Raw genomic sequence first — 12761 nt, 5'->3', positions numbered from 1 at the left:
TCGTCCCTGCAGTCAGACTGGTACGCTCAATCGGCGAACTCGGCTGGCTTTTTGCTCATATGTGCCGCCATGGCCAGCTTGAGGTCTTCCGATTGAAGCATGGCCGCGTTCCAAGTGGCGATATAGTTCAACCCCTCTGCAACGCTGTGATCACGGCTGTAGCGAATCATTTCCTTGGTCCCGCGGATGGCCAGCGGTGACTTGGCGGCAATCTGACCGGCAATGGCCATCACGCCTTCGATCATTTCGGCATGCTCGGCATAGACCTTGTTGACCAAGCCAAGCTGCTTGGCTTCATCACCGTGCATGGCGCGGCCGGTATAGGCCAGTTCACGCATCATGCCATCCCCGATAAGGTGCGGCAATCGTTGCAGTGTGCCTACGTCTGCCGCCATGCCCATATCGATTTCCTTGATCGAAAAGTGCGCATTGGCCGTAGCATAACGCATGTCGCAAGCAGAAATCAGATCTATCGCACCGCCGATGCAATAGCCATGAATGGCAGCAATGACGGGCTTTCGGCACTCATCAATTGCATTGAAAGCGCCCTGCAGACGAAGAATATTGCGACGGATACGCTCGGCATTACGTCCGATATCCTGGGTCAGGCTACCAGCCGCCTGGGCCAGCATGGCCAGATCGATGCCAGCAGAAAAGTGATCACCTGCCCCGGAAATCACTGCGACACGTACGCTGTCGGTCTGATCAATCCAGTCGAATATCTCGACCATCTCGGTCCAGAATGCCTCATCCATGGCATTGGCCTTCGCCGGCCGATTGATCTGGATGTGGGCTATCGCGCCCTGCTGCTCGACTTTCAACGACTGATATTCATGCATCTGTTACGGCTCCCTGATTATTCTTTTGACCAGCTGGAGTGAGACAATAGCGTCAATCATATCAAGCCTATGGCTCGGTCGCATACCGCTTCGCACGCTGGCAATAAGGCTCCTTGCCCTACTCTGCCACCAACTCTGCTGCAGACTGCCAAGCCACGAAGCCGGCTGCTTTCTCAATCGCAGCCAATCGTTCCTGGTGAGCCGCCAGCTCGGCGTCGCTGGCGTGAACCACTAATAAAGGTGGCCGGGTCGCTGGATCGAGTCTGCGGATGGTGCCTGCATCTATAGCACTGGCATCGCCGGAACCCTGATTGGACAACAGCAATGCAGTCTGACCGCCCGTCATGATCAGATAGACGTCAGCCAGAATCTCGGCATCCAGCAAGGCGCCGTGCAGATCACGCTGGGAGTTGTCCACGCCGTAGCGCTTGCACAAGGCGTCCAGACTGTTGCGCTGGCCGGGATGCTTATCCCGGGCGGTACGCAGTGTGTCCACTACAGAGCAATGATCAGCTATCTGACCATGTCCGGCGCCCAGCCGTTGCAACTCCGCGTCGATGAAACCGACGTCGAAGGGTGCGTTATGGATGACCAGACGCGCGCCCGTGATGAACTCCATGAAACCATCGGCAATCTCGCCGAACAGTGGCTTGTCCGCCAGAAATTCGTCGCTGATGCCGTGAACGGCGAAAGCGCCCTCTTCCACTTCACGTTCAGGGTTGATATACACATGATAGTGGCGACCGGTCAGCCGTCGGTCGATCAGTTCGACGCAACCGATTTCGATGATGCGGTGACCTTCGCGGACTTCGATGCCCGTGGTTTCGGTGTCCAGTACGACTTCACGCATCCAGCGCACTCCCTCTACCCAGCACCTGGTCTACACCACGGTTGGCCAGCTCGTCGGCCAGATCGTTTTCCGGGTGTCCGCTGTGCCCTTTGACCCAGCGCCAATCGACTTGATGCTGATTCACCAGAGCATCGAGTTCCTGCCATAGATCGGCGTTCTTGACCGGCTGGCGACTGGCAGTCTTCCAGCCGCGCTTCTTCCAGTTCGGCATCCACTCGCGGATGCCCTTCATGACATATTCCGAGTCCGTGGTCAGCATCACCTGAGCCGGCTTCTTCAATGCTTCCAACCCGCGAATCGCTGCGGTCAACTCCATGCGATTGTTAGTGGTATTGAGTTCGCCACCAAACAGGGTCTTCTGGTGCTCTCCCAGGCGCAACAATACGCCCCAGCCGCCCGGCCCCGGATTCCCCTTGCAGGCGCCGTCGGTAAATATCTCGATTACATGACTCATTACTTGTTCCGTTTATGTGTCCGCCGGTTGCCGGCAACCAGCGGCGGGAGACTCAGTGCAGGGAAGCTCATTCCCCGCTGCCTACGCGGTGTGACGCCCAGCGTCTGCCGCCGCGCAAGCAGAAAATAGAAACCGCCGCCTGGTAACTGATGCCGTTGGCCCAGCGCATCGATGCGCCTGAGCCGGTCCAGCCATGCCTGCGATTTGAAGGGCGGAAGATAACATCCATCAACGCGTTTCTCCACCGCAAAACCCAGCAGTTCCAGCCAGTCGCTCAATCGTCCCGGACTGACGAATCCAGCCTCGCTGAACCACTCACACCCGGTAAAATGCTTGAGCCCCCAGCTACTCCATGGGTTGAAACCGAATATCAGCAGATGCCCGCCAGCGCGCACAGCCTGGCTGGCTTCGCGCAGCAGGCTGCGGGGGGACAGGCAGAAATCCAGCCCGTGGTGAAGCACCACCGCATCCAGCGAGTGCGGCGCGAACGGCCACTGCGTCTCTTCTGTTGGTAGTGCAGAGGGTCCGGCCAGAAGATCCAGTTGCCAGTGGTGACGCAATATGGAGCGCTCATTGTCGAGCAGTTCGGCGGCCAGCCCATATTGCACCAGATGCTGACCGAAGCAGGCGGTCATCTCCCGACGCATAACGTCACGCTCGGTCTCCAACAGCCGTAGCCCCGGTGCACTGTCCAGCCATTTCCGTGCGACACCCAGCAGCTTTAGGAGGTCGTCCTGACTGATGGAACGCGACAGTTCTGGTATCACCATGGTGCCTCCGGGTTGGCCTGAACCATATTACCCCCTAAGATGGAAATCATTACTCCAGGAAGGTACATGCCCATGCCACAGTTCATTGCGTTACCAGCGTTTCAGGATAACTACATCTGGCTGTTGCTGGACGAAGCCACCCTGCAAGTAGCTGCGGTTGATCCGGGCGACGCTCAGCCGGTTATCACCTGGCTGAGTCGTCATCCGGAGTATCAGTTGAGCACCATTCTGCTCACTCACCACCACCAGGACCACACCGGCGGCGTGATGACGCTCAAGGGAGCCACCGGTTGCAAGGTCTGGGGACCAGCAAACGACAATATCAGAGGCATCGATCGTCAGCTCGAAGACGGCTTCCAGTTATGCCTGTTTGACCATGAGATTGAAGTCATCAGCGTGCCCGGTCATACACTGGATCATATCGCCTACTTCTGCAATCACCCGCAAGAACCCTGGTTACTGAGCGGCGACACACTGTTCGCCGGTGGCTGCGGCAGGCTGTTCGAAGGTACTGCCGAGCAGATGCACGCCTCGCTGCAACGCTTGGCAAGCCTGCCGGATAACACGACTATATATTGCACCCATGAATACACTCAGGCCAACCTGCAATTTGCCCGGGCGGTCGAGCCGGATAATCTGGATATAAAGATACGTCTGGAAGTGGTGGAGGATCTGCGCAGTGGCGGCAATATCACTCTGCCCACCACCCTGGCGCTGGAAAAGCGCACCAACCCCTTTCTGCGCTGCGAGGACGCACATGTGCGTGCAGCGGCGGCTGCCCAGAGTGGCACTATGCCAACCACTGGCGTACAGACATTTGCCGCTATCAGATCCTGGAAAGACACATTCTGAAACAGTCCCGTCATACAGCGCAGCGCCGTTGAATTCCCGCTCCATGCATACCACCCCACGCCGGTGCGGCAAGAGGTCCCGCCCGGCTTTCTTGACCCTGGGGAAGTGACTCCCTAGAATCGAGCAAATTTCAACGGACCAGCTCATGTATTTATCGCCCAACGCACTCAGAAACGGATTCCTGACGCTGTGGCTCGTCGTACTTTTCGGCTGCCAGACCACCACCGGCCCGGTAGGCCAATCCCCCACCACAAGCGAACATTCGACCCGCGCGTCACATACTCCAAAAGCCCCTGCGCCTCGCTGGCGTCCACCGCAGCGTATCGAAGAACCGCGCACCCTCTGGACACGTATCCGTGACGGTTTCATGCTCGAGCCGGCGGTCATCGACAATCCGAGAATCGATCAGCAACGCCTGCTCTTCGCCTCTCAGCCCCGCTATTTCGAAATCACCTCGAAGCGCGCTCAGCGGTATCTGCATTATGTAGTGGAAGAGCTCGACAAGCGTGACATGCCTCTGGAGCTGGCCCTGCTGCCGTTCGTAGAAAGCGGCTATAACCCCATGGCCTATTCCACCTCCCATGCAGCCGGTATATGGCAGTTCATCCCGTCCACCGGTCGGGTGTTCGCCCTGCGTCAGGATGACTTGTACGACGGACGACGGGACATCACCGCCTCTACCACTGCCGCGCTGGATTACCTCAGCAAGTTGAACGACATGTTCGACGGTGACTGGTTGCTGGCGGTCGCTGCCTACAACTGTGGAGAAGGCTGTGTCGGTCGCGCAGTCAAGCGCAACCAGAGCCTCGGTCTGCCTGCCGACTACTGGAATCTGCAGCTGCCGCACGAAACCATGAATTACGTACCCAAGCTGTTGGCGCTCAGCCAGATCATCAGCAGCCCGGAGCAATACGACACCGTGTTACCTTCCCTGCATGATCAGCCCTACTTCGCCCAGATCACCATCAAGCGACCGCTGGACCTGATCAAGGCAGCGGAGCTGGCAAGTATCTCCAGCGATGAGATGAAATATCTCAACCCGGCATTCAAACATCGCGTAGCCACACCATCAGGCCCATACCAGTTGCTGATACCGATAGACCAGGCGGAACAATTCAGCTCTGCACTGGCCAGCCTGCCGGACAGCGAGCGCATTCCCTTTATCCGCTATACCGTGCGCCGCGGCGACAGCCTCACGCAAATTGCCAGACAGCACAACCTGAGCGTGAATATGCTGCGCCAAGCCAACAATATTCGGGGTAGCCTGATCAATGTCGGCCAAAAGCTGGTCGTGCCTAATGGCTCGACCCAGCTGGCGAGTCCCCCGGCGGAGCGCAAGAAGCGCGTTTATACCGTCAAATCCGGCGATTCCCTGTACAGCATCGCGCGGCGTTTCAATGTGGAAATCAAGCAGTTGCGTGCTTGGAATGGTGTCGACACCCACCTGCGACCAGGCCAGCAGCTGACCCTGCACATGCCCTGAGCGGGTTCGGTCGGTCCAGCGCTTTCGCTTATAGCCGGGGGATGTTAGCTTAGAGCCTGTCGACTCTAAGCCCCTCCCGGTTACGCGATAGTCCATGACCTTGCCGTTGAAATTGCTTTACACCCTTCTGCTGACCATCCTGCTCTGCCCCGCGGCAAGCGCGACCGTCTATAAACAGCACGGCTATGCGGTATTCGGCCAACCCAAATACCCTAAAGACTTCACCCACCTCGATTACGTAAACCCGGACGCCCCCAAGGGCGGCACGCTGCGGATCATGGGTAGCGGCACCTTCGACACGGTCAATCCCTATACCCTCAAGGGCACCAGCCCGATCAGTACCGGCAACTTCTATCAGTACGGCATCAGCGAGCTGAACGAGCCATTGATGGCCGGCAGCGGCATCTATGATCCTTCGGGCGATGAGCCCTATTCCGCGTATGGGCTGATTGCCGAGACCCTGGAGTTCTCCGATGATCGCAGCTGGGTGGTCTTCAATCTCAGACCGGAAGCGCGCTTTCATGATGGCCGCCCGATTACCGCCTATGACGTTGCCTTCAGCTACCGTTTATTGAGCAAGGAAGGCCATCCGAACTACCGCGCCATGTTGCAGGACATCGAACGTATCGATCTGCTCGGCACGCACCGTATCCGCTTCATATTCAAGCGGGCGAATAACCCGCTGCTCATTCTGCGCCTCGGTGAGCTACCAGTGCTACCTGAGCATTATTGGCGCGACCGCAGCTTCGGCGACACCACCTTCGAGCCGGCGTTGAACAGCGGCCCCTATCGGATCACACAGGTGACACCGGGCCGGCGATTGGTTTACCAGCGGGTCAAGGATTACTGGGGCAAAGACCTGCCGATCAACCGCGGAAAGTACAACGTCGACCGCATGGACGTGGAGTTCTATCGCGATAACAACGTCGCTTTCGAAGCCTTCAAGGCCGGCGAGTTCGACATCTATCTGGACCACAAGGCCAGCAACTGGGCCAATGCTTATGATTTTCCTGCAGTGGAGTCAGGGGCCGTCGTCAAGCGGGCGATTGAACATGACATTCCGGCATCGACTCAGGCGTTATTTTTCAATACCCGGCGCACCCCCTTCGATCAACGATTGGTGCGTCAGGCTCTGGGTATGCTGTTTGATTTCGAGTGGTCGAATCGAGTGCTATTCTATGACGCCTACCGGCGCTCTCTGAGTTATTACCCGAACAGCCCCTTCAGCGCCACGGAGCTGCCCTCGGGTCAGGAGTTCCTGTACCTGGAGCCCTATCGCGAACAACTGCCGAAAGCTCTTTTTCTACAACCCTTCAGCCTGCCGACAACCGATGGCCGCGGCATTCCGCGAACAACGCTACGCGAGGCGGTGGCGCTGTTCGCCGAGGCCGGCTGGAACTTGAAGAACGGCCGTGTGCAAAACAGCGAAGGCCGTTCCCTGGCATTCGAAGTGTTGCTGGTCAATCCGAGCCTGGAACGCATTCTGCTGCCTTATCGCACCAGTCTTGCGCGCCTCGGTATCGACTTGCGTATCCGCACCGTGGACCGGGCGCAGTACAAGGCACGTCTCGACCAGTTCGATTTCGACATGATTCTCACCACCCTGCCGCAGGGCCTGTCACCAGGGCAGGAACAGCACATCTATTTCCATTCATCGCAGCGGGATGTCCAGGGCAGCCGCAACTATGCCGGCGTCAGCAACCCGGTAGTGGATGACCTGTTGGACATCCTGCAGGCCGCCGACACGCGCACCAAGCAGATTGCTGCCGCCAAGGCGATAGATAGGGTGTTGTTATGGGAGCACTATACAATCCCGAACTGGTATATAAACTACCACCGCATTGCCCATCGAAGTACGCTGCGGTCATTGACGACACCACCCTATTCATTGTCCATCCGCAGTTGGTGGATAGATAACAAGACCGACTGAACAAGGAAAGGCTACCTCGATGCTCGATATGCTAAAAACCTGTCTGGGATGCCTGCTGCTGGCAGCCGCAACGACCGCAGTCGGCGGGCATGCACTGACCCTGTACGGCGAACCGCCAAAATATCCTGAAGACTTCACCCACTTCGATTACGTCAACCCCGAAGCGCCCAAGGGTGGAACACTGAGGCTCTCGGGGTTCGGCAGTTTTGATTCCTTCAACGGTTTCATCAGCCGCGGAACCGCAGCCGATGAGCTCGGCTTGCTGTACGACACGCTGACCGTGCAATCCATGGATGAGCCGTTCTCGGAATACGGCTTGCTCGCCGAGCGTATAGAACAGGCACCAGACAATACCTGGGTGCGCTTTTATCTGCGCCCTGAAGCCCGCTTCCATGACGGCCAGCCAGTGACCGCCAGCGACGTCGTATTCACGTTCAATATCCTGCGTGACCAGGGTGCCCCCTTCTACAAGGCTTATTACGCAGACGTGAAGGAAGTGGTGGCCGAGGATGAACGCAGCGTGACATTCCACTTTCAGCATGGACGCAATCGGGAGCTGCCCATGGTTTTGGGTCAGCTGCCGGTATTCCCGGAACATTACTGGGCCGAACGGGACTTCACCCGGAACGGTCTGGAGCCACCTTTGGGCAGCGGCCCCTATCGCATCGGCCAGGTCCGCCCCGGCCGCTCCGTGACCTACGAGCGGGTCACCGATTACTGGGCAGCCGATCTTCCGGTACGCAAGGGCTTCTATAACTTCGACCGCGTGATGGTGGATTACTACCGCGATACCGGTGTAGCTCTGGAGGCTTTCAAGGCAGGCCAGTTCGACTTCAACCTGGAGGTCAGTGCCAAGAACTGGGCTACCGGTTATGACAGCCCCGCGCTGAGCGAAGGTCATATCATCAAGGAAGAGATTCCCAACCAAAATACCCAGGGCATGCAGGGCTTCGTCTTCAATCTGCGCAAAGCGCATTTCCAGGATATTCGCGTACGCGAGGCCATCGCTCTGCTGTTTGATTTCGAATGGGCCAATCAGCGCTTGTTCCATGACGCTTACACACGCAGCTCGAGCTACTTCGGCAACTCTGAACTGGAGGCCAAGGGGCTACCGGGGGAAGATGAACTGGCGCTGCTGGAACCCCTGCGCGAACAATTGTCCAAAAGCGTGTTCGATAGCACCTACCTGCCTCCCAAGACCGATGGCAGCGGCAGTATCCGCGACCAACGCCGTCAGGCCTACGCCCTGCTGCAGGAAGCCGGCTGGAGGATCGAGAATGATCAGCTGATCAATGCCGATGGCGTGCCGCTGAGCTTCGAGTTTCTACTGATACAGGCTGACTTCGAACGCGTTCTGCTGCCGTTCAAGCGCAATCTGGCCTCCCTGGGTATCGACATGCAATTACGGCGTATCGACGTGTCCCAGTACATCAACCGCCTGCGCTCGAGAGATTTCGACATGGTCGTCACCAGCTTCCCGCAGTCCAACTCGCCGGGTAACGAACAACGTGAATATTGGCATTCCGCCAGTGCCGACAACCCTGGCAGTCGCAACCTGATGGGGCTGCGCGACCCGGCTGTCGACCAGTTGGTGGAAGGCCTGATCGTGGCCGACTCACGCGCTGAACTGGTTACCCATACCCGCGCGCTCGATCGTGTGCTGCGGGCCGGCCACTACCTGATTCCCAATTACCACACGCCGGTCTACCGCGTAGCCTACTGGAACAAGTTCGATCACCCCGCGCAGGCACCCAAATACGATCTGGGCATGTATACCTGGTGGGTCAAGCCCGGTGCGCCAGAGCCGGTACCGGCGCTACCCACCCCAGAGCAGGAGCCCTGAGCCATGCTCTCCTACATAATCCGTCGCCTGCTGCTGATCATCCCGACCCTGTTTGGCATTCTGCTGATCAACTTTCTGATCATCCAGGCCGCCCCAGGCGGTCCGGTGGAGCAGATGATTGCCAACCTCGAAGGCTTTGAAGGGGCTACCAGCCGCATTGGCGGCAGCGCGCAGGGCGAGGTCTCCAGTGGCGGTAACTACCGCGGAGCCCAGGGCCTGGATCCGGAAATCATCGCCGAGATCGAAAAGATGTACGGCTTCGACAAGCCGGCCCATGAACGCTTCTGGCTGATGATCAAGGGTTACCTGACCTTCGACTTCGGTGACAGCTTCTTCCGCGATGCCAGCGTGATCGACCTGATCATCGAGAAGATGCCCGTGTCCATCTCACTCGGATTATGGACCACCCTGCTCACTTATCTGATCTCCATCCCATTGGGCATCCGCAAGGCCATCCGTCACGGTTCGGCATTCGATGTATGGACCAGTTCGCTGATCATTGTCGGTTACGCCATCCCTGGCTTTCTGTTGGCGATACTGCTGATCGTGATGTTCGCCGGCGGCAGCTACTTCGACTGGTTTCCGCTGCGCGGACTGACCTCAAACAATTGGGAAGAGCTGGACACCTGGGGCAAGATCACCGACTACCTCTGGCATCTGGTGCTGCCGATCACGGCCATGGTGATCGGCAGTTTCGCCACCCTGACCATGCTCACCAAGAACTGTTTTCTCGATGAAATCGGCAAGCAGTACGTCACCACTGCGCGCTCCAAGGGATTGTCCGAGAATCGCGTGCTCTACGGTCATGTATTTCGCAACGCCATGCTGCTGATCATCGCCGGCTTTCCCTCGGCCCTGATCAGCGTGTTCTTCACCGGCGCCTTGCTGATCGAAGTGATCTTCTCTCTGGACGGCCTCGGCCTGCTCGGCTTTGAAGCGGCCATCAACCGGGACTACCCCTTGATGTTCGGCACTCTGTACATCTTCACACTGCTCGGCCTGGTGGTGAAGCTGATCGGCGACATCGCCTACACCCTGGTCGATCCTCGCATCGACTTCGAAAGCCGGGAGGGTTGAGTCGATGTCACGTTTTCAGTTATCACCGCTCAACCGTCGCCGCTTCGCCCGCTTCCGCGCCAACCGCCGGGGCTGGTGGTCACTGCATGTATTCATGGTGCTGTTCGTGCTGAGCTTGGGGGCCGAGTTTCTGGCCAACGACAAGCCACTGCTGCTGAGCTATCAGGATGAACTGTATTTTCCGGTACTCAACCGTTACGCCGAAACCGAATTTGGCGGCGAATTTCCCATCGAGGCCGATTATCGCAGTCCCTATGTACGCGAGCTGATCGAGGAGTCAGGCGGCTGGATGCTCTGGCCGCCCATCCCCTACAGCTATGAAACCATCAACTATGACCTGCAACTGCCAGCCCCCGCACCGCCGTCGTCGGACAACTGGCTTGGCACTGACGACCAGGCACGGGATGTCATGGCGCGCGTCATCTACGGCTTTCGCATCTCGGTGCTGTTTGCCCTGACGCTGACCATCTTAAGCTCCATCATCGGCGTCATTGCCGGCGCCATTCAGGGCTTCTATGGCGGCCGTATCGATCTGTTTGGCCAGCGTTTCATCGAAGTCTGGTCGGGCCTGCCGGTGCTCTATCTGCTGATCATCCTGGCCAGTTTCGTGCAGCCGAATTTCTGGTGGCTGCTGGGGATCATGCTGCTGTTTTCCTGGATGGCTCTGGTAGATGTGGTCCGCGCCGAGTTTCTGCGCGGACGCAATCTGGAGTATGTACGTGCCGCCCGCGCGCTGGGGGCCAGCAATGGCAGCATCATGTTCCGGCATATTCTGCCCAACGCCATGGTCGCCACCCTGACCTTCTTTCCGTTCATCCTGACCGGCGGCGTGATCACCCTGACCTCGCTGGACTTTCTCGGTTTCGGACTGCCGCCCGGCTCGCCGTCGCTGGGTGAACTGATTGCCCAGGGTAAAGCTAACCTGCAGGCGCCCTGGCTGGGTCTGACCGCCTTCGTGGTGTTGTCAGTCATGCTGTCACTGCTGGTATTCATTGGCGAAGCCCTGCGCGATGCTTTCGACCCGAGGAAATGACATGACCGAACAGCCATTGATACGGATCGACAATCTCAGCGTCGCGTTCGCCAGTGAAAAGCAGGAAATTCAAGCCGTACGCGGAGTGAGCTTCGATATCCGGCCGGGCCAGACACTGGCCCTGGTCGGCGAAAGTGGCTCGGGCAAATCGGTGACAGCGCACTCCATCCTGCGCCTGCTGCCCTACCCCCAAGCCAGGCACCCGAGTGGCCGTATTCTGTATCGGGACCAGGATCTGCTCGCCGCATCGGAAAAACAGCTGCGCAAAGTGCGCGGAAACCGTATCTCGATGATCTTTCAGGAGCCGATGAGCTCGTTGAACCCGCTGCATACGGTAGAACGGCAGATCAACGAAGTACTGTTCCTACACAAAGGTCTGGATAAAAAGGCGGCGCGCGCCCGTACCCTGGAATTGCTCGAGCTGGTCGGCATTCCCGAGCCCGCCAAGCGCCTCAGCGCCTACCCTCACGAACTGTCCGGTGGCCAACGGCAACGGGTAATGATTGCCATGGCGCTGGCCAACGAGCCGGAGCTGCTGATCGCCGACGAACCAACCACGGCACTGGACGTTACCGTCCAGCTGAAGATCCTCGAACTGCTGAAGTCGCTGCAGCAGAAACTCGGCATGGCGCTGTTGTTGATCAGCCACGATCTCAACCTGGTGCGCAGAATCGCTCACCGAGTATGTGTCATGTATCAGGGTCAGGTCGTCGAAGAGAATGATTGTGCAGAATTGTTTGCCCGACCGCAGCACGAATATACCCAGCGGCTGCTGGCCGCCGACCCATCAGGCCGGCCGGTCAGCATTGACCCGCAGGCGCCGGTGGTCATGCGCGCTGAACAACTGCGGGTATGGTTTCCGATTCGCCAGGGTGTATTCCGGCGCACCGTGGATCATGTCAAAGCGGTAACCGATGCCAGCTTCAGCCTGCAACGCGGGCAGACGCTGGGCATCGTCGGCGAAAGCGGCTCGGGCAAGACCACACTGGGTATGGCACTGTTGCGGCTCACCGAAAGCCAAGGCCTGATAGAATGCAACGGTCAGCGGCTGGATGGACTCGACCAGAATACGGTGCGTCCGGTACGCAGGCAGTTTCAGGTGGTGTTTCAGGACCCTTTCGGTAGCTTGAGTCCGCGCATGTCTATCGCGCAGATCATCAGCGAAGGGCTGGATATCCACCGCATCGGCAGCGTGCCGGAGCGTGAGCAGATGGTGATTCAGGCCATGCAGGAAGTTGGTCTGGATCCCGATAGTCGGCATCGCTATCCGCACGAATTTTCGGGTGGTCAACGGCAACGTGTTGCCATCGCCCGGGCGCTGGTACTGAAACCGTCGCTGATTCTGCTCGACGAGCCGACCTCGGCACTGGATAGAACGGTGCAGAGCCAGGTGGTCGAGCTACTGCGCGAGCTGCAACGCAAGCACAATCTGAGCTATCTATTCATAAGCCACGACCTGGCGGTGGTCAAGGCCCTCAGTCATCAGCTGATGGTCATACGCCAGGGCGAAATTGTAGAACAGGGACCGGCCGAGCAGATCTTTGCCGCACCGCAGCATGACTATACCCGTCAGCTGCTCGAGGCAGCGTTTGCTCACCCGGTATCCGATAAGTCGGCCACAGTTTGAGGC

General features: G+C 58.3%; 11 protein-coding genes. 7 read left to right on the top strand and 4 right to left on the bottom strand.

Features of this window, described 5'->3' with window-relative positions; genetic code table 11:
* Positions 1-26: 26 nt before the first annotated feature.
* From INT39_RS18065 to INT39_RS18050, 4 genes are all read right to left on the bottom strand, one after another.
* A complete protein-coding gene (locus INT39_RS18065; RefSeq protein ID WP_193075398.1) occupies positions 27-839 on the bottom strand; it encodes a crotonase/enoyl-CoA hydratase family protein in 813 nt (270 codons plus the stop codon).
* Between the two features lie 118 nt (positions 840-957).
* Complete coding sequence (gene dnaQ, locus INT39_RS18060) at positions 958-1689, bottom strand: DNA polymerase III subunit epsilon (protein WP_193075397.1); 732 nt, start codon at positions 1687-1689, stop codon at positions 958-960.
* Complete coding sequence (gene rnhA / locus INT39_RS18055) at positions 1682-2143, bottom strand: ribonuclease HI (protein ID WP_193075396.1); 462 nt, start codon at positions 2141-2143, stop codon at positions 1682-1684. Before rnhA ends, dnaQ begins: the two co-directional genes overlap by 8 nt.
* A complete protein-coding gene (locus INT39_RS18050; protein WP_193075395.1) occupies positions 2143-2913 on the bottom strand; it encodes a class I SAM-dependent methyltransferase in 771 nt (256 codons plus the stop codon). Before INT39_RS18050 ends, rnhA begins: the two co-directional genes overlap by 1 nt.
* Before the next feature lie 72 nt (positions 2914-2985).
* On the opposite strand from INT39_RS18050, the gene gloB reads away from it, so the two are divergent.
* From gloB to INT39_RS18015, 7 genes are all read left to right on the top strand, one after another.
* Complete coding sequence (gene gloB / locus INT39_RS18045) at positions 2986-3765, top strand: hydroxyacylglutathione hydrolase (protein WP_193075465.1); 780 nt, start codon at positions 2986-2988, stop codon at positions 3763-3765.
* Positions 3766-3910: 145 nt separating this feature from the next.
* On the top strand, positions 3911-5248 hold the full coding sequence (locus INT39_RS18040; RefSeq protein WP_193075394.1) for a LysM peptidoglycan-binding domain-containing protein: 1338 nt from the start codon (positions 3911-3913) through the stop codon (positions 5246-5248).
* 94 nt (positions 5249-5342) lie between these two features.
* Entirely contained in the window at positions 5343-7178 is a 1836-nt protein-coding gene (locus INT39_RS18035) for an extracellular solute-binding protein (RefSeq protein ID WP_193075393.1), read from the top strand.
* Positions 7179-7197: 19 nt separating this feature from the next.
* Positions 7198-9021, top strand: a complete 1824-nt coding sequence (locus tag INT39_RS18030; RefSeq protein WP_193075392.1) for an extracellular solute-binding protein — start codon at positions 7198-7200, stop codon at positions 9019-9021.
* 3 nt (positions 9022-9024) lie between these two features.
* Positions 9025-10098, top strand: a complete 1074-nt coding sequence (locus INT39_RS18025) for a microcin C ABC transporter permease YejB (RefSeq protein WP_193075391.1) — start codon at positions 9025-9027, stop codon at positions 10096-10098.
* A gap of 4 nt (positions 10099-10102) precedes the next feature.
* Positions 10103-11131, top strand: coding sequence for an ABC transporter permease (locus INT39_RS18020; protein ID WP_193075390.1), 1029 nt, complete (start codon positions 10103-10105; stop codon positions 11129-11131).
* 1 nt (position 11132) lies between these two features.
* Positions 11133-12758, top strand: coding sequence for an ABC transporter ATP-binding protein (locus tag INT39_RS18015; RefSeq protein ID WP_193075389.1), 1626 nt, complete (start codon positions 11133-11135; stop codon positions 12756-12758).
* Positions 12759-12761 lie beyond the last annotated feature (3 nt).

The sequence above is a fragment of the Pseudomonas sp. FME51 genome (assembly GCF_014897305.1).
Note: the sequence above shows the minus strand (reverse complement) of the source record. Positions and strands in the feature narration are given on the sequence as shown.

Bases quoted from the DNA above. Each gene is read 5' to 3' on its own strand.
- gloB (WP_193075465.1), top strand. From the start codon at position 2,986: ATGCCACAGTTCATTGCGTTACCAGCGTTTCAGGATAACTACATCTGG.
- rnhA (WP_193075396.1), bottom strand. From the start codon at position 2,143: ATGAGTCATGTAATCGAGATATTTACCGACGGCGCCTGCAAGGGGAAT.
- INT39_RS18050 (WP_193075395.1), bottom strand. From the start codon at position 2,913: ATGGTGATACCAGAACTGTCGCGTTCCATCAGTCAGGACGACCTCCTA.
- INT39_RS18015 (WP_193075389.1), top strand. From the start codon at position 11,133: ATGACCGAACAGCCATTGATACGGATCGACAATCTCAGCGTCGCGTTC.
- INT39_RS18065 (WP_193075398.1), bottom strand. From the start codon at position 839: ATGCATGAATATCAGTCGTTGAAAGTCGAGCAGCAGGGCGCGATAGCC.
- INT39_RS18025 (WP_193075391.1), top strand. From the start codon at position 9,025: ATGCTCTCCTACATAATCCGTCGCCTGCTGCTGATCATCCCGACCCTG.
- INT39_RS18020 (WP_193075390.1), top strand. From the start codon at position 10,103: ATGTCACGTTTTCAGTTATCACCGCTCAACCGTCGCCGCTTCGCCCGC.
- INT39_RS18040 (WP_193075394.1), top strand. From the start codon at position 3,911: ATGTATTTATCGCCCAACGCACTCAGAAACGGATTCCTGACGCTGTGG.
- INT39_RS18035 (WP_193075393.1), top strand. From the start codon at position 5,343: ATGACCTTGCCGTTGAAATTGCTTTACACCCTTCTGCTGACCATCCTG.
- dnaQ (WP_193075397.1), bottom strand. From the start codon at position 1,689: ATGCGTGAAGTCGTACTGGACACCGAAACCACGGGCATCGAAGTCCGC.
- INT39_RS18030 (WP_193075392.1), top strand. From the start codon at position 7,198: ATGCTCGATATGCTAAAAACCTGTCTGGGATGCCTGCTGCTGGCAGCC.